The organism is Phaeobacter sp. CAU 1743 (genome assembly GCF_039839315.1).
Lineage (GTDB): Bacteria > Pseudomonadota > Alphaproteobacteria > Rhodobacterales > Rhodobacteraceae > Phycobacter > Phycobacter gallaeciensis_A.
Window position 1 is genome coordinate 1 of the sequence record NZ_JBDOQR010000166.1, and the last position, 2,558, is coordinate 2,558.

The following is a 2,558-nucleotide window of genomic DNA, read 5'->3' on the forward strand; positions in this document are numbered from 1 at the left end:
TCGAAGGATTGGGAAAAATCCATCGCCAGCGCGGCAGCTTGGGTCACAATCGCACACATCCGCCGCGTCACGCGGATGCTCGCAAGACAATGAATTCACTCGAAAAGTTTTGAATCAGACTCTTAGGCCGGGCCACGAGTGATTGCAGGCGTAGCTCTGCGTTTATCCCTTGCTCTTATCGGCAAAGCCTGTATATCGGGGCTTCCTTCCGCACGACATTCGATCCGCGCAGACTCTCGTGACAGGGCCGCGGAAGGCTACATCGCCCCGTCTATGAAATGCGCCTAGACACAAACAGGAGTTCGCATGCCCCTCTATGAGCATGTAATGATTGCGCGTCAGGACCTGTCCAACTCGCAAGCTGAAGGCCTCATCGAACACTTCGGTGCTGTTCTGTCCGACAACGGCGGTAAGCTGGTCGACCAGGAGTACTGGGGCGTCAAGACGATGGCCTACAAGATCAACAAGAACCGTAAAGGCCACTATGCCTTCCTGAAGACCGACGCACCGTCTGCGGCGATCCAGGAAATGGAACGCCTTATGCGCCTGCATGACGACGTCATGCGTGTTCTGACCATCAAGGTCGACGAACACGACGAAGGCCCCTCGGTCCAGATGCAGAAGCGTGACGACCGTGAAGGTCGCCGTGAACGCCGCTGATCAACGCTTGAGAAAAGGACGCTAAACCATGGCAGCCAAACCGTTTTTCCGCCGCCGCAAAGTGTGCCCCTTCTCGGGCGACAATGCGCCGAAGATCGATTACAAAGACACCCGTCTTCTGCAGCGCTACATCTCTGAGCGCGGCAAAATCGTTCCCTCCCGTATCACCGCCGTTTCGGCGAAGAAGCAGCGTGAACTGGCCCGCGCCATCAAGCGCGCCCGCTTCCTCGCCCTGCTGCCCTACGCCGTGAAGTAAGGAGACCTGACATGCAAGTTATCCTTCTTGAACGTGTGGCCAAGCTGGGTCAGATGGGCGACGTCGTAGACGTCAAACCCGGTTACGCCCGTAACTACCTGCTGCCGCAGAGCAAGGCCAAAGTTGCTTCCGAAGCCAACATCGCCTCTTTTGAAGCCCAGAAAGCGCAGCTGGAAGCGCGCAACCTGGAGACCAAGAAAGAAGCCGAAGCCCTGGGCGAAAAGTTCGACGGACAGCAGTTCATCGTGATTCGCTCCGCTTCCGATGGCGGCAACCTCTACGGCTCGGTCACCCCGCGTGACGCAGCTGACGTTGCCACCGAGGAAGGCTTCTCGGTCGACCGCAAGCAGGTCATCATCCGCGAGCCGATCAAGACCCTTGGTCTGCACGTGGCCGAAGTGCACCTGCACCCGGAAGTCATGGTCACCATCAAGCTGAACGTGGCCCGCTCGCCGGAAGAAGCCGAACTGCAAGCCTCGGGCAAATCGATCCAGGAGCTGGCTGCCGAAGAGGAAGCCGCTGCTGAATTCGAAATCTCCGAGCTGTTCGACGACATCGGTTCCGCCGCGTCCGACGATGAGGACGAAGGCGAAGCCGCTCCGGCCGCGACCGGCGACGAAGAGACCAACGCCTGATCCCAACGGATCACAGCGAGAGAACACGAAGGCCGCGCCCCATATGGGCGCGGCCTTTTCCTTTGCCAGACAGTACACTGGCCATGATGGACCTTCCTGCCTACAGTGAATGGGTAAGAGATGCATTTGGACAAAGGAGAAACCCGATGATGCTGAGAACCATCGCGATTGCAGGGCTATGCGCCGCGACCCTTTCCGGATGCGACACGCCATCGGTTGACGCGCCCTTGTCGCTGGCCGGAACTCCGGGCCCGAACTATCAAACGGATCTGGCACAATGTCAGGCCTCGGCCCGTCAGATCGGACAAGGCCACATCGGAACAAGCGCCGCACTTGGAGGTGCAGGCGGTGCCTTGGTGGGGGCGACCGAAAACAGCGACAAGGCGCTTGTTGGCGCGATTGCAGGCGCCATGGCTGGTGCCGCCGTAGGCGACATCCAGGTTAAACAGGCCCAGCGTGACTACGTGATCCGCTGCATGCAGAACCGCGGCCATCCGGTGACCGGCTGATCGCGGATTTCCGCCACATGGACTGATGAGGGCGGCGGGAACCAGCTGGGTCCCGCCCCCGGCAAGCACGCCTGCTGCGCTGCGCGGGGGCCTTGCACGCCCTTTCAGTTCTCGGGCGGCGTCTGCTCTGGCGGGTTCGGCTTTGATTCAGCCGGTACTTCAGCCAATGATGCGAAACTCATTTGCGCTGTTATTATGGACCGCTCAGCTTATTGGGACCGCGGAAAGTGGGAAACGGCCGCGGCCCCTTTTTACTGCTCGTTTACGGGCACCGCTACAGGCGAAAGCAGGGCACCCTTCCTGAGGTATTATTTTTGCCTCAATGCGCATGGGTATTTTGGCGTTTCCAGCGAAAATTAACAAAGCCTTATAAATTAGGGTCTGTGGACATTCAGGATTCCCAAGCTGGCTGAAATCTGATTCAAGCTTCCAAAATGGAGGTTTGAATGAACGAAGAGCGGTTTGTGTTGACAGATGAGGTCTGGGTCCGCCTTGCGC

At 58.6% G+C, this 2,558-nt stretch carries 4 protein-coding genes and 1 pseudogene; all 5 read left to right on the plus strand.

Features of this window, described 5'->3' with window-relative positions; translation table 11 throughout:
- Window positions 1-93: pseudogene (locus AAFO90_RS24610) on the plus strand (IS5/IS1182 family transposase); the annotation flags it as partial.
- Window positions 94-306: 213 nt separating this feature from the next.
- A complete protein-coding gene (gene rpsF / locus AAFO90_RS24615; RefSeq protein WP_065270423.1) occupies window positions 307-660 on the plus strand; it encodes a 30S ribosomal protein S6 in 354 nt (117 codons plus the stop codon).
- A gap of 28 nt (window positions 661-688) precedes the next feature.
- Window positions 689-916, plus strand: coding sequence for a 30S ribosomal protein S18 (gene rpsR / locus AAFO90_RS24620; protein ID WP_005982441.1), 228 nt, complete (start codon window positions 689-691; stop codon window positions 914-916).
- A gap of 11 nt (window positions 917-927) precedes the next feature.
- Window positions 928-1,551, plus strand: coding sequence for a 50S ribosomal protein L9 (gene rplI, locus AAFO90_RS24625; RefSeq protein WP_065270424.1), 624 nt, complete (start codon window positions 928-930; stop codon window positions 1,549-1,551).
- Between the two features lie 146 nt (window positions 1,552-1,697).
- Window positions 1,698-2,060 carry a hypothetical protein gene (locus tag AAFO90_RS24630; protein ID WP_274829187.1) on the plus strand — a complete coding sequence of 121 codons (363 nt, stop codon included), beginning with the start codon at window positions 1,698-1,700 and terminating at the stop codon, window positions 2,058-2,060.
- The last annotated feature ends 498 nt before the right edge of the window (window positions 2,061-2,558 follow it).